This window comes from Paenibacillus sp. 79R4, from assembly GCF_013393165.1.
GTDB lineage: Bacteria > Bacillota > Bacilli > Paenibacillales > Paenibacillaceae > Fontibacillus.
On sequence record NZ_QJOT01000006.1, the window covers coordinates 169,777 to 191,636 of the forward strand.

At 48.1% G+C, this 21,860-nt stretch carries 18 protein-coding genes and 1 pseudogene; 18 read left to right on the plus strand and 1 reads right to left on the minus strand.

What is annotated here, in order from left to right; all coding sequences use genetic code 11:
* Positions 1-55 precede the first annotated feature (55 nt).
* From DMN77_RS10450 to DMN77_RS10470, 5 genes are all read left to right on the plus strand, one after another.
* On the plus strand, positions 56-940 hold the full coding sequence (locus tag DMN77_RS10450; RefSeq protein ID WP_179014821.1) for a YwqG family protein: 885 nt from the start codon (positions 56-58) through the stop codon (positions 938-940).
* A 292-nt stretch (positions 941-1,232) separates the two neighbouring features.
* On the plus strand, positions 1,233-2,009 hold the full coding sequence (locus DMN77_RS10455; protein WP_068781307.1) for an SDR family oxidoreductase: 777 nt from the start codon (positions 1,233-1,235) through the stop codon (positions 2,007-2,009).
* 75 nt (positions 2,010-2,084) lie between these two features.
* Positions 2,085-5,213: a hybrid sensor histidine kinase/response regulator gene (locus tag DMN77_RS10460; protein WP_179014988.1), complete on the plus strand. Its 3,129-nt coding sequence runs from the start codon at positions 2,085-2,087 to the stop codon at positions 5,211-5,213.
* A 60-nt stretch (positions 5,214-5,273) separates the two neighbouring features.
* Positions 5,274-6,356, plus strand: coding sequence for a winged helix DNA-binding domain-containing protein (locus DMN77_RS10465; RefSeq protein WP_179014822.1), 1,083 nt, complete (start codon positions 5,274-5,276; stop codon positions 6,354-6,356).
* A gap of 161 nt (positions 6,357-6,517) precedes the next feature.
* Positions 6,518-6,931 carry a hypothetical protein gene (locus tag DMN77_RS10470; protein WP_068781305.1) on the plus strand — a complete coding sequence of 138 codons (414 nt, stop codon included), beginning with the start codon at positions 6,518-6,520 and terminating at the stop codon, positions 6,929-6,931.
* A gap of 103 nt (positions 6,932-7,034) precedes the next feature.
* Here DMN77_RS10470 and DMN77_RS10475 read toward each other — a convergent pair whose 3' ends face one another.
* Positions 7,035-7,646 (minus strand): nitroreductase family protein, encoded by a 612-nt coding sequence (locus DMN77_RS10475; RefSeq protein ID WP_179014824.1) that lies wholly within the window; start codon positions 7,644-7,646, stop codon positions 7,035-7,037.
* Positions 7,647-7,829: 183 nt separating this feature from the next.
* Between DMN77_RS10475 and DMN77_RS10480 the strand changes: the two are divergent.
* The 13 genes and pseudogenes from DMN77_RS10480 to DMN77_RS10535 all read left to right on the plus strand — a co-directional run bounded on the left by DMN77_RS10480 (position 7,830) and on the right by DMN77_RS10535 (position 21,860).
* Positions 7,830-8,376: pseudogene (locus tag DMN77_RS10480) on the plus strand (sigma-70 family RNA polymerase sigma factor).
* Positions 8,360-9,637 (plus strand): DUF4179 domain-containing protein, encoded by a 1,278-nt coding sequence (locus DMN77_RS10485; RefSeq protein WP_068781303.1) that lies wholly within the window; start codon positions 8,360-8,362, stop codon positions 9,635-9,637. Before DMN77_RS10480 ends, DMN77_RS10485 begins: the two are co-directional and overlap by 17 nt.
* 243 nt (positions 9,638-9,880) lie before the next feature.
* Positions 9,881-10,828 carry a helix-turn-helix transcriptional regulator gene (locus DMN77_RS10490; RefSeq protein ID WP_179014826.1) on the plus strand — a complete coding sequence of 316 codons (948 nt, stop codon included), beginning with the start codon at positions 9,881-9,883 and terminating at the stop codon, positions 10,826-10,828.
* A gap of 69 nt (positions 10,829-10,897) precedes the next feature.
* Positions 10,898-11,428, plus strand: a complete 531-nt coding sequence (locus tag DMN77_RS10495; protein ID WP_068781301.1) for a DinB family protein — start codon at positions 10,898-10,900, stop codon at positions 11,426-11,428.
* A 182-nt stretch (positions 11,429-11,610) separates the two neighbouring features.
* Entirely contained in the window at positions 11,611-13,101 is a 1,491-nt protein-coding gene (locus DMN77_RS10500; protein WP_068781300.1) for an aminotransferase-like domain-containing protein, read from the plus strand.
* Positions 13,102-13,130: 29 nt separating this feature from the next.
* Positions 13,131-14,069: a D-alanine--D-alanine ligase gene (locus DMN77_RS10505; protein ID WP_068781299.1), complete on the plus strand. Its 939-nt coding sequence runs from the start codon at positions 13,131-13,133 to the stop codon at positions 14,067-14,069.
* Positions 14,062-15,246 carry an aminotransferase class I/II-fold pyridoxal phosphate-dependent enzyme gene (locus DMN77_RS10510; RefSeq protein ID WP_179014827.1) on the plus strand — a complete coding sequence of 395 codons (1,185 nt, stop codon included), beginning with the start codon at positions 14,062-14,064 and terminating at the stop codon, positions 15,244-15,246. Before DMN77_RS10505 ends, DMN77_RS10510 begins: the two co-directional genes overlap by 8 nt.
* Before the next feature lie 202 nt (positions 15,247-15,448).
* Positions 15,449-16,327, plus strand: coding sequence for a DMT family transporter (locus tag DMN77_RS10515; protein WP_179014829.1), 879 nt, complete (start codon positions 15,449-15,451; stop codon positions 16,325-16,327).
* A 96-nt stretch (positions 16,328-16,423) separates the two neighbouring features.
* On the plus strand, positions 16,424-17,323 hold the full coding sequence (locus DMN77_RS10520; protein ID WP_179014831.1) for a hypothetical protein: 900 nt from the start codon (positions 16,424-16,426) through the stop codon (positions 17,321-17,323).
* Positions 17,324-17,414: 91 nt separating this feature from the next.
* Positions 17,415-17,519 carry a DUF6254 family protein gene (locus DMN77_RS23895; RefSeq protein WP_015735743.1) on the plus strand — a complete coding sequence of 35 codons (105 nt, stop codon included), beginning with the start codon at positions 17,415-17,417 and terminating at the stop codon, positions 17,517-17,519.
* Positions 17,520-17,617: 98 nt separating this feature from the next.
* The gene (locus DMN77_RS10525; RefSeq protein ID WP_179014833.1) at positions 17,618-18,808 is read left to right on the plus strand and encodes a macrolide family glycosyltransferase; all 1,191 of its coding nucleotides are present in this window, start codon (positions 17,618-17,620) and stop codon (positions 18,806-18,808) included.
* 342 nt (positions 18,809-19,150) lie between these two features.
* On the plus strand, positions 19,151-21,241 hold the full coding sequence (locus DMN77_RS10530; RefSeq protein ID WP_179014835.1) for a PrsW family glutamic-type intramembrane protease: 2,091 nt from the start codon (positions 19,151-19,153) through the stop codon (positions 21,239-21,241).
* A gap of 28 nt (positions 21,242-21,269) precedes the next feature.
* Positions 21,270-21,860, plus strand: a complete 591-nt coding sequence (locus DMN77_RS10535; protein WP_068781294.1) for a pentapeptide repeat-containing protein — start codon at positions 21,270-21,272, stop codon at positions 21,858-21,860.

A 21,860-nucleotide genomic window follows, 5' to 3' on the forward strand; every position in this document is an offset into this window, starting at 1 on the left:
CATTCCGATGACATATCAGGATGATCTAATCGAAATACAAGGAGGGTGAACAGCGGTGCTGAGCGAGAACCTCAAGAACAGACTAGGGCAATTGGTCTGTGAACATCAGTTTGAACATGCGCTGGATTATTTACAGGCTTCCGTACGCCAAGGCATTCGATGGTCCAAGAAGGAAATAGAGAACTACAGAGAAGCGGGCGCCTCCCGCATTGGGGGGGATCCGGATTTGCCGGCGGGTGTGGAATGGCCGCTCGATTCGGAGGGAACGCCGATGACGTTTCTCGCTCAACTGCGTTTGAGTGAATTAGCGGCTCAGGAGGAGTCTTCGCTGCTTCCTAAGGAAGGGATGCTTTATTTCTTTGTGGGCGTGGATGAGCCTGCCTACAATATTGAACATAAGGTGTTATATTTGCGAGATGAGGAGCTAGAGGAGGCTCATCGTCGGCTGGCTCCTGAACAAACATCGCTGGAGGAGCAATTCAAGGGTTATCGGGTGGAAGCCAGATCCACGATGGAGCCACCGAATTATGGTTATGTGGATTACGAGCTGGTGGAGGATGAGGAGCATGATTACGAGCAATATGAGGACTTATGCTTTGAGCTGACGGAAGCGAACTCGAACGATCTTGCCGTTATGTTTGGATATCCTGCGACCCAGCACGGGGATTGTGAATATGAGGCGGCGCTGCAAATGCTGACGGGTGCGGAGTACAATTATTCCGTACAGGATGCGATGAAGCAAATCGCCGCTCACTTGAAAGGCGATGCGCACAAGGCAGAGCAGGAGGTTCGGGATACGCTTCTGCTTCTTGCCCTGGACTCGGATCAAGAGGTTGGGTTCTGTTGGTGGGACGCTGGGGAACTGCAATTTTTCATTCGCAAGCAGGACCTATTGGCAGGGAATTTCTCACATACTTATTGCTCTTTATATTCGAGTTAATGTTTTACTATAATTTGTAATTGTGATACGATATGAGGCAGGAGATGTACGAGAGGAGCATGAATTATAATGGCAGGTACCCTTTAATGGTTCCATAATTGAATGGCTTTGCGGATTCCCTTTGCAGGAAGGGATCAATTGTCCATTTCTAATTAGACCATTATAGGATCGCTGAATTCATGTGCTATAAACGCACCGAGCGAATACCAATTTATGGTGTTCGCTTTTTTGGTTGGTGCGCATTCATCTCCTATAGTACGTTGTTTGGCGTTCCCGCAAGGAGATGCTAATCATGACAAAATTAATGAACAAAATTGCCATTGTTACTGGCGCTAGCCGGATAAATGGTATTGGTACGGCAATTTGTAGAGAATTGGCCCAACAAGGCGCTGATATATTCTTTACGCACTGGTCCAGGTATGACCGGAAAATGGATTATTTTATCGAAGAGGATATGGATTGGCCACGGCAGCTGATGGAGGAGATCCGCGAGCTTGGGGTAAGGTGTGAATCGATGAAAGTAGATCTCACGCTCCCCGATGCCCCCAAGCTCCTGCTAGATGAAGTTCATAAGAGATTAGGCTCGCCATCCATTCTTGTAAATAATGCAACCCATTCGGTAGATGTAGATTTTCGTTCGATCACAGCGGATATCCTTGATGCTCATTATGCGATGAATGTGAGAGGAGCTTGTCTGCTAATGGTAGAGTTTGCGCGACAAATCGAAGGGAAGCATGGGGGCCGAATTATTAATATGGTGTCAGGTCAGGACAAGTCGCCTGAGCCAGGCAATTTGGCTTATGTAGCGACCAAGGGAGCTGTCTCTACCTTCACTAAGTCCGTTGCTATTGAACTGGCGCCGCTTAAAATTACGGTGAATGCTGTAGATCCCGGACCCACAAACAGTGGATGGATGTCTCGTGAATTGAAGGAACACTTATTGCCCAGATTTCCTATGGGTCGCCTCGGTGAACCGAGAGATGCCGCGAAGCTTATCGCATTTCTGGCGAGTGAGGAAGCGGAGTGGATTACGGGACAAATCATTCACTCCGACGGGGGCTTCTGGTAATGTAACGTACTTTGCAATAACAGATAAAGACAAAGAGAGGAATGTTCCTTGGCAGATGCTATGCCAAATAACGGTATGAAGAAGAATCATGTAGTGATATTGCTAATTCTATTTATAGTCGCTTTGTCCGCTTTGCGTATTTTGTGGATGGAGGTGTCTCCCCAGCGGGCGCGTGTTTCGATTCAGAATGGTCAGTTGGATTTACATGATTGGGACGCAGAGGACGGTAAAATCCTGTTGCTGGATGGAAAGTGGGAATTCTATCCTTCACAATGGCTGATACATGGGAAGCTGCTCCAAATACCAAACGGGAATCCCCTTAGATTTATCGATGTCCCCGGAGGCTGGAATAAAGCGCTGGATTCCGAGGAGCCAACCCCCTATGGCTACGGTTCTTATCGTTTGCGTATTCATGTAGATCCGACGGAGGACATGAACTATGGTATTCGCATACCAAGTGTACGCACGGCCTCCGAGTTATACGTCAATGGCCGATTGCTGGCCAGATCCGGGCAGATCGGGGAGACAAAGGATAAATATACAGCCAAGAACCTCCCTTATTCCTCTACATTTGCGGCGGATGAGAAAGGCGAGATCGATCTGGTCATTCAGGCGGCTAACTATGTGGATAGCCGAAGCAGCGGGATTATTCGTTCCATCAAATTCGGTTCGGAAGCCGCTATTACCCGAGAGATGAAGTTGTCCATTTCAATGCAGTTTCTAGCAGTCATTATCTTTTTGATGCATTCCATTTATGCCCTTCTGTTGTACCTGCTTGGCAACAAAGAGAAGCGTCTGCTTTATTTTTCATTGTTGACCTTGTGTATCACCTTTTCAAATGTGCTAAGCAATGATGAGAAGCTGTTCCATCAACTCTTTTATATGGGCGCGGGCTGGGATTTTCGGCTCTCTAATGTCTCATTAATGATCGGCGTCTATGCTTTGTTGGAGTGTACGAACCACCGCATGCTGCGATATTGGCGCAGGATATACCCGTTATATAAGGGATTAATCTTAGGTACGGCGGTCATTACGTTGTTTCTTGCACCGAATCAGGTGATTATGCTCTTCCCGCTATATTTTCTGCTAGGGATTACTGGAGCGGCGATTGCATTGGTAGCTATCTTCAAGCTAGTCAGCAAGGATATCAAGAGCAACCTGCTGCTGTTATCTTCAATTCTGGCACTGGTTCATCATGTCCTCTGGTCATTATTCTGGCGAGATAGCGGTATGAGCTATGTTCATTATCCATTTGATCTGATTATTGCAATGGGGTGCCTTGCTTCGGTCTGGTTTAAAGACTATTTCAGAATGCATGCCAATACCAAGGAGCTTGCCGCCACCTTGCAAAGAATGAACGACCATAAGGATCAATTTTTAGCCAATACATCACATGAATTTAAAAATCCGCTGCATAGTATTTTGAACATGTCGCAATCGGTATTAAAGAGGGAACGTCATCTGCTGCAGGAGAGAAGCATCAAAGAGCTTGAAACGGTTCTCACTGTAGGGCGGCGCCTCAGCCTGATATTAAATGATTTAATTGACGTGATGAGCTTACGGGAAGGCAATCCGCGTCTGTATAAAAAGGCCATCCGCCTGCAACCGGTCATTACTGGAGTCATGGATATGCTGCAATTTAATGCCGAAGTAAAATCCGTTCAATTTGTCAATCAGGTTGCGGAGGATTTTCCGCCAGTCCTTGCGGATGAGAATCGGGTCGTGCAAATCGTCTTTAATCTACTGCATAATGCGGTGAAATACACCAATGAAGGAACGGTATCGATTAAAGCCACTATCCAGGATGGCAGAGCCAATATCGAGATTGCCGACACCGGAATGGGGATGGATGAGGACATGCTCAAGCGTCTATTTCATCCCTATGAACAAGCAGCCGCGAATGACACGATGATTGAAGGCGGTTTTGGATTGGGCCTGAGTATCAGCAAGCAGCTGGTTGAACAGCATGGAGGTCGTCTCAAAGTATCGTCTATCCTCGGACGAGGATCCCAATTCTCCTTTTCGCTGCAGCTTGCGTCTGATGATGCCGAGATAGAGAATGAAATCTATACGATTTCGGACTCTTATGCCCAGCTGACAACCGGTCATATGCCTGCACTGCATCAAGTCTCAGCCAGTCTGGAGAAAGAGGAGCCGACTCCGATAGCAAAGACCTCGATGGCGAACCCAACCGCTTCCGCTGAAATCAGCCGCGAGCGACCGATCATACTCGTTGTGGATGATGATCCCGTCAACCTGCAGGTACTCGAAGCCATTTTGCCGTACGAGGAGTATGATACGACGATGGTCACAAGCGGCAAGGAAGCGCTGGCAGTCCTGGACGCCAAGGAGTGGGATCTGGTTGTCTCGGATATTATGATGCCGCAGATGTCCGGTTATGAGCTGACACGAATCATTCGCGAGCGGTTTACCCTGACCGAGCTTCCTGTCCTGCTTCTTACGGCACGGAGCCAACCGAAGGACATTCAATGCGGTTTCCTCGCCGGGGCCAATGACTACGTGACCAAGCCGGTGGAAGCTATCGAGATCAGATCCCGGATCGAGGCACTCGTCACGATAAAACAAAGCGTCCAGGAGCAGTTGCGGTTAGAAGCAGCCTGGCTGCAAGCGCAAATTCAGCCTCACTTCTTATTTAATGCATTGAACGCTATCGCGGCTCTAAGTGATGTTAATCTGGATAAGATGCGTGATTTGCTGGATCAGTTCAGCCACTTCTTAAGGCATAAGTTCAGCTTTCATCATATGGATGGGCTTGTACCGATCGAGGAGGAGCTTAGTCTGGTACGCTCTTATCTATATATTGAGAAGGTCCGGTTTGATGAACGGCTAGAGGTGATATGGGAGGTTGATGAGTGTGAACGATTGAGAGTCCCGTTTCTATCCATCCAGCCTTTAGTCGAAAATGCGATACGACATGGCATCATGAAGCGCACCCGCGGAGGAAAGCTGATCATTCGGATTGCTGTCTATGAGTCACATACCGAGGTTACCGTCGAAGACGACGGAATTGGCATGGATGAGGTTCAATTGCAGCGAGTACTGGAGAGAAGAGCGGATCGCAGTTCGGGAGTTGGCCTGATCAATACGGATCAGCGCTTAAAACGGCATTTCGGTTCGGGTCTTCATATTGAAAGCGTGTTGGGCGCAGGCACCAAAGTTACTTATTATGTATATGACAGTTGAGTTGTATGTGAACTACGGCGGATTGTAAATATCTATGGATTTTATAGGGGGCCAGCGGCAATGCAAAATGTGGTGGATCGGCGTCTATTCAACCAGCTTATTGCTGGCGGGAAGCGGGATAAGCCCGAGCAGGTTGTAAGACATCTGGGTGCTATGCAGGCACAGGATTATCATCAGGCTTTATGGGCGATTGGATTGCGCATGCAATTCGGTACCGTTGCGGACGTCGAGCAAAACATGGCCGACCATAAAATCGTATTGACCTGGATGATGCGGGGTACGCTGCATTTTGTGCCTGCGGAAGATGTAAAGTGGATGTTGGAGCTGTTGGCTTCGCGTACCCTGGCGCAGGATCATCGAAGGCTGGAGCAATTGGAGCTGAATCAGGAGATTATTCAACATGCCAGCACAATAATCTATGATGCGCTGCACGGGAACAAGCGGCAATCTCGGCCCGAGCTTATGCAATTGCTGGAGGAGGATGGGATCAGTACGAAAAACCAGCGCGGGTATCACCTGTTATGGTATATCGCCCAATCTGGTTTGATCTGTCACGGGCCAAAGGAAGGGAAGCTTCAAACTTTTGTATTGCTGGATGAGTGGGCGCCGAATGCCCAAAAACGATCTATGGATGAAGCGATAGGTATCCTGGCTGAACGTTATTTTACCGGGCACGGTCCAGCTACGGTCCAGGATTTTGCCTGGTGGGCCGGTATCACGCTCTCCCATGCCCGACAGGGGATTGAAGCGGCAAAATCCCGCCTGGTTTCGGAGAAAATAAACGGCCACGAATACTGGTGGGGCGAGCCTGTTCTGGTCGGGTCAAGGGATGCTGAACCGGGTGTTTATCTGCTTCCGGGATATGACGAGTATCAGCTTGGCTATAAGGATCGCAGTGCGGTTTTAAAAGCTGAATTCGCCTCCCGTACGATCCCCGGTAACAACGGAGTATTTATGCCAACCATCGTCATCGATGGTCAAATCGTGGGTATATGGAAACGAGCGATCAAGAATAAAGGGATAGATATCGAATTTGATTTATTTATTCCATTGGCAGATAGAGCAGAGGAGATCACTATGGCCGCAGAGCGCTATTGTGCATTTATGAATCTTCCTTTAGCTTTGACATCTTTTAAGGAATAACAGCCGGCCTTGAATGGAGCATTGGACTCACCGCTGACAGCAGCAGAATTCTGGCAGAAAAACGGACAGGTATAAGAGGAGTTGCTGGGGGAAGCATAGAATATTATTTAGCAAGTGATTCCAAACCGTTCGATTACTAGAGGCTAAGGAGCGTGCGTAATATGCAAGAAAATTTATCCAATGAAGAGTCTGCATTGATCATGCAAAGTATTCAGCATTTCTTGCTAAAATTACGAGGAGAGCTTGAAGATCCTTCCGATAAGGAATTTCTCCATCATCAGATTAAAGTTGCGCAATCAGTATTCGAGAAGGTTCTTGATTTACGATTATCCGATGATGGCACGACGGTCAGCAGTGCCGGGGAAGTCCCTGTTAAGGATATGGCTTTCAAAGCCAATTACACGTACCATGGCCGCGATAAAAATACCAGAACAGGAAGTATAGTCGTTCAAGTAAGCCATAAGGCGTATGTGAAGCAAGCGGTTAAAGATCAACTTCACAAAGAACGCGGCTGGGAACCGGGATGGATATTTGTAGGTACGATTCAACCCGTAGACGACAATGAAGCCAAATAAAGCCTGGGGATAGCCGTTAATTAATCTGATTTGCTTTTTATTTTGCGGAAAAATGATAAAGCTGGCCAATAGGCCAGCTTTTTTGTTGGGCGTAGAGGGGTTGCTATTCGATTTTCCCTTCGTACACAAGCTCATGCAGCGGGCGGCGGCTGTTGGGCACTTCACGCTGCTGAACGGCTTCGGGCAGTAAGGATTTATCCCCATGGTATCCAAGAGCGATAAGGGCATGAATCTCGAAGCTGTCCGGGATATTCAGCATTTGTTTGGCTTTATTGCGATCGATGCCTCCCAGGGCGTGAGTAACCATACCCAGCATGGTCGCCTGAATCGCCATCGAAGCCCAGGCCGCACCCGCATCGAAGGCATGAGCGCCGTTTGGATCGCCATTGTCTCTTTGTGTATCGGAAGCAACCACAATCAGAACCGGGGCGGTCGATACCCAGGTTAAATTGAATTCATTGATGAATTGATGGAATACGCTGCGCTGCTCCTCCGTTTTGGCGACGATAAAGCGCCATGGCTGATCATTAAAAGAAGAGGGTGCCCAGTGTGCGGCATCCAACACCGTATATAGATCTTGATCGCTCACTTCACGAGTTGAAAAAGCGCGCGTTGACCAGCGATTCAGAAAGAGAGGGCTGACCGGATACTCGGAGACGCGTGTAGCCTGCACCTCCGCTGAAATTTCATTGATGATGGTTTGTACATTGCTCATCTGAATATCTCCTTCCAAAGGTAATTTACTTTTCCAGTATATGTGACTTACTTAAGCTTATCAAATTACTTTTCGAACTCTATCGGTTTTGCAAAGCAAAAACATAGTACGAAAAAAATATTTTCGTATAAAATGAACTTTTATTACCTTAATGGCCTCTTATACATGAAAAGGGGAGTGAGCATGAAAGTGAATCATCTTGTCAAACAAGCCCAAAAAGGCAATAAGGAGGCCTTATTACAACTCATCCTGGCCGATAAGGACGCTTATTATCGCCTTGCCTATGCCTACATGGGGAACGAGCATGACGCGATGGATGCAATGGAAGATATGATTGTGACCCTGTATGAAAAGATCGATCAGTTGAAGAAAAGGGAAGCCTTTTACAGCTGGAGTAAAACCATCCTCGTGAATCGCTGCAAAACATTACTTCGTAAACAGAATCGATTTGTTCCACTAGAGGATGATAAGGGACCCTTATTTGCTGCATTAACAGACGATAATCCCTATCGTGATACCGAGTCCGAGATGAATATGCAGGTATTGCTATCCCATCTTAATGCACAGCAGCGTGAAGCGATTGAGCTTCGTTATGTGCATGACCTACCGTATCAGACGATTGCGGATATAACCGGCGCACCGCTTGGAACTATTAAATCGAGAATCTCGCAAGGAATTCAAAAGCTGGAGATTGTGATCGGAGGTGGATCGTTATGAGAACGGTCGATAAGAAATTCGAGGAATACAAACAGAATCAGTTACAAGCTCCATCAGATCTGGAGGGGAGACTTCGCAATGCATTGCAGCAAGTTCCCGTAAAACAAAGAAAAGTAAATAAAACGGTGGTATGGATTTCTTCAGCTGTGGCAGCGCTAATTTTAGTGGTCGGAGCTTATGAGTATCCTGCCCTGGCTTATTATTTTAACAAAGTTAGCTTAAACTCTCTTAGCTTTGCCGAGGTGATGGAGCAGGGATATGGTCAAAAGGTGGATAAAAGCCTAACGCTTAATGATGGCACTGTTCTTACCATTAATGGACTGATTGCGGACGATAATGTATTTCGCATGTATTATACGATCGACCGACCGGCAGGAACTGAATATACTGACGAAGATTTCTTACGTTATAGCTTTGTTCGGGTGCAAGGGTTCCTGACTCAGTCCAAGTCGCTTGGCGGAGGCGGGTCTCCCGGTAAAGACAAGAGCCAGTTCATCGGGGAAAGTGAATTCGAACCCGTGAGCCCGTTTGCTCGAACGTTAACCCTTGTATTTAACGAGTGGCTGGACAATGGGGAGAAGGTATCCTATTCCCTCTCCTTCGATTTTGAGGCAAATAAGGCGATGAAGAGTATGATTAAAGAAAAGCTGTCCGAATCCATTGCGGTTGATAAAGGCACGATTCACTATGACTATATTACGGCTTCGCCTACCTCGACTATTGTTAAAGGGCATTATGATCTTGAAGAGTATCCGAGGTTTTCTGGAGAAACCAAGCTTTATGTGAATGGAATAGAGGTTGGGAGGACGAGGGCAGAGGCGCATAATCCCGACTTTTCGCTTCAATTTGATCCGTTTCCTACGGACCAGATTCAATCCCTTGAGCTTGTACTTGAAAATTTTGAAGGGTACCATAAAATCAATCAGCCCATCTCGCTGACCTCGCCATCCGATCGATCTATGAAGGTGGGGGATGAGAAGCTGTGGATTCGGAGCGTCGCTAAGACCAAAACAGGTTATGATATCGTTATTGCCAGAAGACAGTTTACTTTCCTGGATACGGACAGTTTAGCCATCCAAGCGGGGGGAAAGACAGTGCCTGTAGCATCAATCTCCGCGGAACGTCCCTGGAACCTGAATAACGGCAATATTCTGTGGGAGCAGACGTATTCATTTGACACGGAGGATAAACCGGAATCTCTCATTTGCGACGGATATCAATATATAAAAACCTACAATAAGAAAATCTCGATCCCAGTAGATCGCAGAAAATGACATGTATATAGATAAATAAAGATATGAAAATAGGAATCACATGCTTGCGCCGTATGGCATATGTTGTCCCCCACGGGTATGCGTTATAATCAAAGCGCACGATGAGAATTAAGCATAAAGATGTCGGTATGGTGAATAGATGATCCAACCGCATCAAAAGCCGATTATACGGTGCAGCCATGGGGGAGCTGTTGGACAGAACGGCGGAAATGATAAATGCACAAGAGATAGAGGGAAGCTAACATGAACAAAACCGAACGGCAACTTGCCATTACGCTTGAACTGCAACGGAGTAACGTGGTCAGGGCGGAGGATCTGGCGGCTCAATTTGAGACGAGCGTGCGGACGATATATCGTGATATTCAAGCGCTTAGCGAAGCCGGTGTCCCGATCATCGGAGCTCCCGGGCAGGGATATTCTCTAATGGAAGGGTACTTTTTGCCACCTGTTGGTTTTACGGCGCAAGAGTCTGTAGCCCTGCTGATGGGAGCGGATTTTGTCGAGCAGAAGCTGGATGGCGAATACGTCAGTGCTGCCAAGGCGGCCAGGCGCAAGATCGAAGCGGTTCTGCCAGAGCAGGTGCGCGGCGAATCAGAGCGTGTACGGGAAGCGATGCGCCTTCTTCGTGTTGGAGAATCGGTAATGGGGCGGAAGGAGAAGAATTATCTTGGACAAGTACGACGCGCAATTCTGGAACATCGCAAATTAAGTTTTACGTACCTGAAAAAGATATCAGCTTCAGACGGTAAACGTGAAAGCAGGCGAGAGGTTGATCCATACGGACTGGTGTTTGTTCAGGGAAACTGGATGCTGATTGCATACTGTGATCTACGGCAGGATATCCGCCATTTCCGGTTGTCGCGGATGACCGAGCTTACGGTGTCGGATGAGCGCTTTTCCATGCTGCCCGGGTTTGATCTGAGCCGTTACCGCCAGCCGGACGACCGCAATTTGTGGATACTGGTTCGGGTGAATTCTGATATTGCCGACAAAATTGTTGAGACCGGGAATTATTATATGGAAGCGATGGAGACGGAGCAGGATTATCTTCTGGTCACCTTTCGCGTTAGACATCCCGAAGAGCTGCTGCCTTATATTCTCGGCTGGGGTGGTGATGTCGAGGTTCTGGAGCCAGCAACGCTTCGGAACAGGATCCGGGAAGAGGCCGAAAAAATACTAAAACGCTACTGACATACAGATGTCAGCAGCGTTTTTTTATATTGGATATATATCTGAGATTGATGAGGAGTTGTTTACTTGATGAAAAGTACAAAGGAAGCATTACAGGAATTTGAAGCAGCCGTAGAGCGATATTTATCCGAACTGGACAACCTTGAATGGGAGCAGCTGCTTCAAAAAACGAATGAAGAGGAATGGTCCATCGGCCAAATGTACCTGCATTTGATTCAATCGGCGCAATTTATGCATTTACAACATGTCGAGCAATGTTTGGCTGAAGGGAATGACACCTTGGCCCCCGAGGATGAAAAAACGGAGCAAGGCAGAAGCATATTCGAGCAAGGAGGCTTTCCGCCGATTCGGATCCGGGTTCCGGCTTCGCCGCAATATACCCCGCAGCAGCCGGTAAGCAAGGCACAATTGAGGGAAGGGTTATCCGGTGTAGTAGAAAGGATGAGACGAACGGAACCCGCTTTGAGTCAGGCATCGCAAGAGCACAAAATCGCTCATCCCAGATTCGGTGCGTTAACCGCTATAGAGTGGTTCTTACTGGTTGAAATGCATTATCGCCATCACTTCTTGCAGTTGGAACGTTTGAAAAAAGAGCTCTGAACGAATCATGTCCGGTTTGTAAGTTTGTTAACCATGTTAACTATGTAGTCAACCCTATTATAATGAAAAGGGCAAATCTGGCCTGAAATACAGGGGAACCACCAAAGGATGAAAAATCCTGCAGGGTGGTTCTTTTTTTCTTGCGCATCCTATGCCAGAATTACAGAAGGGGGCGATGAAGAGTGTTCCAGGATTTCAAGCTCGTTGACGACCGTCCGGTCGCGATACAAGTGAAAGAATACGTCAAACGTTTAATTATAAAAGGGGCGCTTCAGGCGGATCAGAAGCTGCCTTCTACAAGAGAAATGAGCGAATTGCTCAAAGTGAGCCGCAATACAGTCATTGCCGCCTATGAAGGGCTGGAGGATGACGGATATACGTATGCTCTTCCCGGGAAGGGCAGCTATGTAGCAGCAATGGTAACGAGACTGGCCGGAGACCACGGTGATTCTGCTGCTTCTTCCGCCTGGCAGATTGACTGGAAGGGGAGAATGAACGAATATGCCGGGGCAGCGGTCGAACTGGATATGATGAAGCAAGGCATCCGGGCCCAGAAAGGGACGATCTCGTTCACCAGCATCGCTCCGGATGAGCATTTATTCGATCTCGGAGATGTGAAGCGAGCTTTTATGGATCGGATGGCTATCGAAGGGCAGGTGCTGCTGAACTACGGTTACGCCAAAGGGTATAAGCCACTGATCGATTATCTGATGCGTTATATGGAGAATAAAGGCGTCGATATCAGCGGCAAGGATATGTTGATTACAAGCGGTTTTACCGAGGGCTTCGACATTGTCCTGTCTGCACTGCGTCCTTCCGGACGCCGCGGAGCAGCGATTTGCGAAAATCCGACCCATCATACCGCCATCAAAAATTTGAAGCTGCAGGGGTTTGAGATTACCGGCATTCCGATGGAACGGGACGGTATTGATGTGGAACAGCTTGAGCAGGAGCTGCAAAAGCAGACGAACTGCTATGATCTGGCATATCTGACGCCTTCCTATCACAATCCAACCGGGATCGTGATGTCGGCAGCCAAGCGCAGTGCTGTTGTAAAGTTAATGATGCGTTATCAGATTCCGGTGATTGAGGATGGATTTAATGAGGAGCTGCGATACTCAGGAGCGCATATCGCACCGATTATTGCGACAGCAGGGCAAGGGAATGGCGTGATCTATATCGGCAGCTTCTCCAAGGTGCTGTTCCCGGGCTTGCGGGTTGGTTGGGTGCTTGCCGACCGGGCGCTGATTGACAATCTGGAGAGCATTAAGCGAGCGCGTACGATTCATACATCAACGATCGATCAATCGATCCTGTATCAATATTTGCTGAACGGGAATTTCGATAAATATGTCAAAAAAGCCCGAACGGAATATAAGCGCAAATACGAGCTGACGAAGGCCTGCTGTGAAGCATATCTTCCTGAGGCGCAGCTGTCTGGCGACGGAGGCTTGCATTTGTTCCTTACCTTCCCGGCAAGCGTAGACACGCACGAATTGCTGGAAGCCTGTACGGCGCAGGGGGTTATTTTTACACCGGGAGACCGATTTTTTATCGCAGAGGACGAAGGAACAAATACGTTGCGGCTTGGATTCTCACGAGTCTCGGATGAGCATATCGCGCTGGGGATTCAGATTATCGGCGAGCAGGTTCGAGACCTTCTTAAGGCATAACGATAACTACAGACAAATGAGGTGTCATGATGAAGATTGGTGTGATTATGGGCGGTGTTTCCTCCGAGCGTGAGGTTTCGCTCCGGACAGGTCAGGAGATGATCCGTCATTTGGACCCTAGCCGTTATGAGGCGGTCCCTATGGTGATTGATCAGCGAGCGGATTTGATTGGGCAGGTACAGCAGGCTGAAATAGATCTCGCGCTGCTGGCTCTGCATGGTCAATATGGCGAGGACGGCACGGTACAAGGAGCGCTGGAAACGCTGGGAATTCCGTATACAGGCAGCGGCATTCTGGCAAGCAGTCTCTGCATGAATAAGCGGCTATCCAAGATGCTGCTTGCGGCAGCGGGCATAAATACGCCGACAGGTCTTTGCTGGCAGGGAATGGAGGACTATAATCCACGGGCGGTAGAACGGTTGGGTTATCCGGTGATTGTGAAGCCAAACACGGGGGGATCAAGCATCGGCATCCAGCTCGTGCATCATGAGACCGAACTGCTGAAGGCTGTTCAGGAGTCCTGCGCTTTGGATCAGACGATCTTGATTGAACCTTATATTCATGGCATGGAGATTACCTGCTCGATTATCGATGGGGAGCTGCTGCCGATAATCGGTATTCGCTCCGCCCATTCGGAGTGGTTCGACTACACGGCAAAATATGAGACTGGCGCTGCTGAGGAGAAGGTGATCGAGCTTCCTCCAGCTACCCATCAGCGTGTGCGCGAAGCGGCGCTTGCCAGCTATCAGCTGCTGCAATGCAAAGTTTATGCCCGGGTCGATATGATCTTGTGTCAGGATATCCCTTATGTACTGGAAGTGAATACTTTGCCGGGAATGACTGCTGGCAGCCTGCTGCCCAAGAGCGCGGCAGCGGCAGGAATGACCTTCACACAGCTGCTGGATCGTATTATTTCCTGCTCGCTTCGGGAGCGGGAAGAGGAATGGGGGAAGCTGCAGCATGTATAACGAGAAGAATGCAGGGCCATTTTTGTCCTCCAGCGTACGGGAGATTCGGCCATCAGGAATCCGCGCTTTCTTTGATCTGAATACGGCGGGTGGAGATACAATCGCTCTTGGAGTGGGGGAACCGGATTTCGTTACACCGGAAAAGGTGCGCGAGGCCTGCATTCAGGCCTTGCGTGAAGGGAAGACCAAATATACCTCCAACGCCGGCTTGATGGAGCTGCGGGAGGAACTCTCCTCTTATTTAGCTAACAGCTTTGCGCTTTCCTATGACCCCTGTGATGAGATCTTCGTGACGGTCGGGAGCAGTGAGGCTGTGGATCTGGCACTGCGGGCCGTGCTTGATCCGGGAGATGAAGTGCTGATTCCGGCGCCAAGCTATGTAGCCTATGAACCCATCACCCATCTGCATGGCGGTAAAGTTGTTGAGGTGATAACGAAGCCAGAGGAGAAGTTCAAGCTGACGGCACAAGCATTGCGGGCGGCGATTACGCCCCATTCTAAAGTTTTGATGCTTAATTATCCGAGTAATCCGACCGGAGCAGTTATGAGCAAAGAGGATTGGCAGCCGATTGCGGAACTTGTGATCGAGCATAATCTGGTTGTTATTTCGGATGAAGTGTATGCCGAGCTGACCTATGGGAGGAAGCATGCAAGCCTTGCAGCCTTGCCGGGGATGAAGGAGCGTACGATCGTGATTAGCGGCTTCTCCAAGGCATTCGCGATGACAGGCTGGCGTGTCGGTTATGCTTGCGGCCCGCGTGAGCTGATAGCCGGCATGCTGAAAATCCATCAGTATACCGCCATGTGTGCTCCAACAATAGCACAGATTGCAGCTCTCGAATCATTGCGTTATGGCCTGGCTGACAAAGATGAGATGATGGCGAGCTACAATGAACGTCGCAAGCTGTTTGTGGCGGGATTAAATGCGATCGGGTTAACCTGTCATGAACCTGAAAGCGCATTTTATGCCTTCCCTTCTATCAGCTCTACAGGAATGTCATCGGAGCAATTTGCTTTACGGCTATTGAAGGAAGCGAAGGTTGCGGTAGTGCCAGGTCATGTATTCGGATCGGGAGGAGAGGGCTTTATCCGCTGCTCCTATGCTACCTCGCTCGCTGAGTTAGAACAAGCGTTGGAGAGGCTGGGACGCTTCGTACAGGTTTTGCAGCCGGTTTGAGGCAATGAAATAAAACAGATCACTGGATGGGGAAGCTGCACCATAAAGTGATCTGTTTTTTGTTTGGAGATTGCTTGTGAGCCAGGCGGCTGGCGGAGTGTAGGGTATCTTGAGTCAATGATATATTTGATATTACTTCCTTCTTTCATATGATAAAGTGATCATGTTTTTGACTGAGCATTGGTTCAAGAGGTGACGGATAATGAAGAAACATACTGTGATATTATTTCTGGTGCTGGCGAATATTTTCTGGGCCGGGAATTATATATTTGGCAAATATGTAGTTGCGGAGCTGACCCCCTTGCAAATGACTTTTTCAAGATGGTCGATCGCGGTGATTTTATTCTTTCCGATTGCTCAGTGGATTGAGCGGCCAAATTGGAGGGATGGCTGGTCCCGTTGGAAAATACTCCTCGTCATGTCGCTTACCGGCATTATTGCTTACAACTATTTGCTGTATGAAGCGCTTCGCTATACTTCGTCGCTCAACGCCTCGCTTGTTAATGCTGTAAATCCGGTATTGATCGCTTTATTCTCGGCGCTTATTTTGAAAGAGAAGATCCCTTTTAAGAATAAACTGGGTCTGCTCGTGTCTTTGTGTGGTGTACTGCTTGTTCTGACCAAAGGACAAGTGCTGCAAATATTTAGACTTGAATATAACACTGGGGATTTGCTTATGATTCTGGCGATCCTGGTCTGGACCTTTTATTCGATTCTTGGCAAGAAAATCCTATCCATTCCTCCGATATCGGCTACCGCCGTGTCGGTATTGATTGCGCTTATTATCCTGCTCCCTTTTGTGCTGTATACCGGTCTGCAGATTCCTCATAGTCCCCAGGCAATGGTTGGCATTATCTATATGGGGTTGTTTCCTTCTGTTGGCGCTTTTGTCTTCTGGAATATTGGAATACGCCAGATGGGACCGGGGCGAGCCGGGATTTTTATGTATTTGATAACGGTATTCACGGCAATCATCGGCCTGATTTTGGGTCAACCGATTACATTTATTCAGATTTCCGGGGGGCTGCTGGTGTTTATCGGCTTGTATCTATCCAGCAGCAAATCGCGAACGCTCAAATAACACCTTGCTATCATAAGGAAGATTTTTCTTGTCCATTTTTATTTGAAATCTTGGTATGGTAGAGAATAGCAAATGGATAAGAGGTGATGAATTCTTATGATAAAGAAACGCTGTTTGTTCTGCGATGAGATTGTACCGACTAAACCGGAAGGCGATTATGATCAATATTTAGGCTGTTCCTGTTCACCGGACGGGTCCTATAGCTTGCATAGAGACAGCTACGAATCGATTAATTCGTTGCCACACCCCAAGAAGCGCAGCATGCTTCATATCATATCGGCCTATCTCCGCGAGCAAACGGATCGCGATGAAGCAGTCGTATTATCGGCCAATGATCTGGAGACGATTGTGAATACGCCGACGATTCCTGTGACAATAGAAGACAAAGGGATCCGCCTTCTGCAATATTTATATAGGCATTCGGATCGTGCAGGGGAATCCGTGGTCATTCATCCGCTCTCCAGCAATTATAATCTGACCTATTCCCCTAATCTGCAAGAGCTCGTATATATTATTGATAAATTAAGGAACGAGCAGCTTATCATTAGAGAAGGAACGAGCTTTCAACTTACGGAGCAAGGCTGGCGCGAAGCGGTGGCAAGTGCCGGGGGCAAGAAGCTGAAGCCATGCACGATCCTTATCGCGAATGATGGGGATTTGAGCCAGGAATGGCAGGGAAGAATATTACCGATTGTCGAGCAATATGGTTATCTGCCGCGATTGCTTACACATGCAACGGCAACAACGCCTCATGGCGAAAAGTACTCCCTGGAGCTTATAGCGGACAGTAAATTGATTATCGCGGATGCAACGGGACAATCCCCTGAAGTATATTTTGCAGCGGGGTACGCCCTTGGGCTGAGCATCCCGGTAATTTGGAGTATGAACAGTCGCGATGAGGATACCCTCAACGTAAAAATACAAGAGATCCGTCCAATGATCTGGAACTCCGCGGAAGAGCTGATATCCATCCTCCAGCAGAGATTAAATAGTTAGTCATACAGGCATGTCGTCTGAATGATATCCCCCAGGAATGGCAACCTAAGGTAGTGGTATACATCTCATTTTCCAGAGGAGGATATGTGCTATGGCTCACCAGAAAAGAAGGAAAGAAGCTGCCTGGAAGTCTCGAAAGCAAGAACAGCACCCTCATGGCAAGATCAAGTCGTTAAAGGAATTGTCCAGCGAATAGGAGAGTATACTTCATGCCTGACAAAGACTGTCGGAAATTTCTCCGGCGGTCTTTTTATGCAATAATGTTTCTACAAGAGTTTAAAGGGAGTGATACATATGGCGCGTGTGTTATTTATTAATGCCGGGTCAGAGGGACATATTAACCCCACGATCGGAGTAGTGCAGGAGCTTATATCACGCGGCGAAGAGGTCGTGTACTTCTGTATCGAGGCTTTTCGGGAACGGATGGAGAAGACGGGGGCGACAGTGCGAACCTTTGACGATCAGAGGTTTATTAAGGCTTTTATCTCCGGCGGCAGAAATTATTTGCTCGAAAGGATCAACGGGCTTTTGCTTACGGCCGATATTGTTATCCCGAGCGTCCTTGAACAAATTAAGGGAGAGCACTTTGATTATATCATTCATGATTCCATGTTCGGCTGTGGACGGCTCCTCGCGCAAATTCTTAAGCTGCCGGCTATTAGCTCGTGCACTACTTTTGCCGAGACCGAAGCCTCCGTCAATCAGACGCTGCAATTGTTTATGACCGAAGCTCCCGCAGAGATTGCCGGACCGATCAAAGATAAATTTTATAGCCTGGCGGAGATGGTGAAGGATCAATATGGAGTAGAGAGTCCTTCGCCTTACGAAGTATATTGTAATCCCGCTCCACTCACGCTTGTATATACAACGAGAGAGTTCCAGCCTGAGGCGGGAGCATTTGATTCATCCTATAAATTTGTTGGACCCTCCATCTCTGCACGGTTCAATCCAGACAGCTTTGACTATACAGAGCTTAAGCGGAATAGCTCCATTTACATCTCCTTGGGAACTGTCTTTAATCAAGCCGTGGAGTTCTATCAGCTCTGTTTCGCGGCCTTCAAGGATACGCAGCATAAGATCATTTTGTCTGTAGGGGATCGAGTTCAGGTCTCTGATCTGGGAAATATCCCCGAGAATCTTATCGTGAAAAATTATGTTCCACAAACGGATGTACTTCAAAATGTGAAATTGTTCATTACCCATGGCGGGATGAATAGTGCCCATGAGGGCCTCTATTATGGCGTTCCGCTTATCGTTCTCCCCCTTAGTGCGGATCAGCCCTTGATTGCCGAGCAAGTCGCCCATATTGGAGCGGGCATCACCTTGCAAATGCCATCCTTGACAGCAGACCAACTCCGCGAAGCGGCAGATCATGTGCTGAACGAAACCTCTTTCCGGATAGCCGCTGCAAAAATGCAGGATTCTCTGCGATCTTCCGGTGGGTATCGTCAGGCGGTGGATGAGATTTTCAATCATATAAGGTAAATGCTGAGAACACCTGTCTTCCCAACTCGTTGGGGAGATTTTTTTTGCAGCCCTTAAGTAAAATCCCCTGTCAGTTTCATAGGCCTATTCCTGGTTCGATCGGTATGGGAATAAAGTCTAATATTTATTTTTTTATCCATTTTTGAGTGTAAATGATCGGTTTGTAAGGTATGATTATCCACAATAGAAATTAGGAATTCCAAATGCTACGGAACATGGAGGAAACGACATTATACTAGTCTGCTCGGATAAGATTTTTCTCTACTGCATAAGGTGACATGAATATAGAGGTTCTGAATCAGAACAAGAACAGTCATTAACGGATTTCATAGGAGGTGTCCCATGAATATGATCTGGTCCATCCGAACCGGAGTCCGGGATTTTCTGGAAAATATCATTTGCATTTGCCGCTCATGGATCGAGAGGTTTCCGTTCATTAGAACGGTGTACACGATAATTTCCTGGATATCGCTAATCGCCTTTGTGTTAAGCTTGTTCTTCTTTAAAGAATCACGCACGATGCTGGTGCAATATTTATGGTCATTCTATGTGCTCTTGCAATTTTGGCTTCTGTGCCGGAGCAAGACGCTGCCCTGGAAACAAATCATCCCGTTTGTGCTGGCCGGCGTTTTTCTGGTCGTGCCTTTTACAACGCTAACGGTTAATACCTTCCACCTGATCTTCAACGGAAGAACTTCCGACACTTGGTCTGTAGCCGTCGTAACGCCTATCTTCGAAGAGCTGTGGAAGCTGCTTCCTTTGGCCGCCTTCCTGTTGTTCTCGCGCCGGGCTTCAGCCTTGAGCTTCAGCGATTACACGCTGATGGGTGCCGCGACGGGCGTAGGCTTCCAACTGATCGAGGAGCTAACCCGAAGGTGGCTGAATCCTGGCACATTCGGCTACGGCTATACCTTGCTGGGCGGCAAGACGATTCACTGGGATTTGTTCTCGCTGTTTCCCGGTCGTTTCGAGGAAAGTATATTTCCAACGGTGATGACCGTGGGTCATCCTGTACATACCGCTATGATCGCATTGGCGTGTGGCATCGCTTACAGGCTGCGATCAAGGCTGACGAAATGGATTTTTTTGTTCCCGGCCATCATTCTGCTATGGTCCATCCTCGATCACGCGGCGTATAACGGTCAGTATGAATTGCCCGGATGGGTGCTCAAGCTTCATGACTGGACCGGCAGCGGATATAAGACTCAGCCTGTATTCCTGCTGATGCTGATTGTTTCGCTAGTTGCCGATTACTGGACGTTGAACCAAATACGAAAACGGCTGCCTTTATTGCCGAATGAACGGTTCCTTAATCCGTTTACCGAGCTGTGGAATATGAGTCGCTCTTTTTTGGTTGAGCGTGGGAAATTCATGTATTGGCTGGGCTTTTATCGTGAGCGCAGAGAGCTTGGATTCGTTATGCTCTATGGAAACAACGAAGCGGCCAGCAGACGGGAGCCTATAGATGCCAGGGTCAAAGCGCTTTACCGGGTCCTGACCGGACTTGCGCTGATTCTGCTCGGGGTTGGTTGGTTTGCCGGCATCGGGGCCTATACCGGAGGAGGGGAAGCGTCCTGCTTCGCCTGTATGTTTGATTCGCTGCAGAACTGGTGGGATCGCCTCGACGGGTACCAACAGGGGGCCATTCTGCTCGGCGCTCTTGCTTTATCGCTGCTGTTCGTCGGATTTTGGCCCGCGTTTGGTATTGTTATGACAGGTTGGGGCATCGCCGGGAGCGGTCATGAGATTGCCGGCTATATCCGTCATCCGAAGAGGCTGCTCACTCCCGAAAATGCGCTATCCGTCGCGATAGGGATTGTATTAAGCCGGATTCCGTTCGGCAGAGGGCTGAAGTGGGCGGGACGGAAAGCGCGCCATTATGGGCGCAAGCTTCTGGATAAGTTGGGTTCCCGGAAGCCAGGGGTCAGTGCTCCTGAGCCCAAGCCCCCAAGGCTGTCAAAAGCCGAATTGGACCACATCAGAGAGACTGCTCCGGATTATTATAAAGACCTGATGGACAAATACGGAGATCAAGGGCATTATTTTCATAGAACCGTTGATGATTACGAGAATTTAGCTAAAGATCCCGCCAAAAATTTTAAAATAAACGGGAAGTCAAAAATCGAAAGACAGGCCGGACTGGAGCTGGAGGCCCGAGGAGATTTGCCGGGTCCTATTCGCAGGGATCCCAATCCGGCCGGGGCAGAGTTTATTGATGGAAATGGCGTCAAATGGGATGTGAAAGGATGGCACTCTAAGTACGCTCCCAAGGGATACTCGCTGGATAAGGCGATCTCTGACATTGAAAAATCGCTATCCACGGGCGAAAATGTAATTATCGATACAACGAAAATGTACCCGGAGCATATCGAAGAGGTACGTGTTCAACTTCAACGATTAGGTTTAAGTGATAAAGTGCTATGGTGGCCATAACGGAAAAAGTCCCGGAAGGAGGGTTAGCATGGATATGAACAACCTTTTTTTGAAACATAACGAATGGGCAATCTCAGATGGTAAAAATGGTGAAAAATTAGAAATTGAACATGCCGAAATGAGCGGAATTGAGATGAGGGGATTAAATCTAAGCTGTTCGTTAATTGTGGAATCCAATTTGAACCGGGCCATATTAACAAATAACGACATGAGCGATGGCTATTTTTTGAGTACCTCCTTCGATGGCGCGGATCTATCGGATAGCTTAATCAGCAAAGCCGTATTTGATTTTGCCTCCTTGAAAGAAGCCGTTTTGAAAAATAGCATCGCGATCAAGGCGTCCTTTGAAGAGGCGGATCTTAGCTCAGCTGATTTGTTTGCGGCCGATTTGCGCCGGGCCTCATTTCGAAAGGCTAACTTAAGTCACGCTAATTTTGCTGCTGCTGATTTATCGGGTGCTATTCTTGATGGAGCGCTGCTCTGCGGAACTGACTTCAAAGCGGCAAGAGGGCTTGATGAGGTATCCGCCAATTATGTTATCATCGGGACAGCAGCGGAGCCCGTGAGGTTGGAGGGGGAAGCGGTACACCAGTGGCTCTTGGAACAGGGAAGAGGGTAA